This is a genomic window from Paraclostridium benzoelyticum (assembly GCF_001006285.1).
GTDB classification, from domain to species: Bacteria; Bacillota; Clostridia; order Peptostreptococcales; family Peptostreptococcaceae; genus Paraclostridium; species Paraclostridium benzoelyticum.
On record NZ_LBBT01000017.1, the window covers coordinates 1 to 363 of the forward strand.

The following is a 363-nucleotide window of genomic DNA, read 5'->3' on the forward strand; positions in this document are numbered from 1 at the left end:
ACTCTAAGTGAGTTTCCTCATTCGGAAATCTTCGGATCAAAGTTTACGTGCAACTCCCCGAAGCTTATCGCAGCTTATCGCGTCCTTCATCGGCTCTTAGTGCCAAGGCATCCGCCCTGCGCCCTTAATAACTTGACCAGTTATTAAAAGTGTTATTTTTTAAAGAGTTTTCTTCTCTTATAATTGGTTTATTTAATCATCACTAAATGTTATGCAGTTTTCAAAGTACTAAAATACATCGCCAACGTCTATTCGCTAATATAGCTCATATCCCGTTGCTAAAAGTTCAATATGGTGGAGATGAGGAGGATCGAACTCCTGACCCCTTGCGTGCAAGGCAAGTGCTCTCCCAGCTGAGCTACA

General features: G+C 41.9%; 1 rRNA gene. It reads right to left on the minus strand.

What is annotated here, in order from left to right:
• Positions 1-138: ribosomal RNA gene (locus VN21_RS00785) — 23S ribosomal RNA — on the minus strand; the annotation flags it as partial.
• Positions 139-363 lie beyond the last annotated feature (225 nt).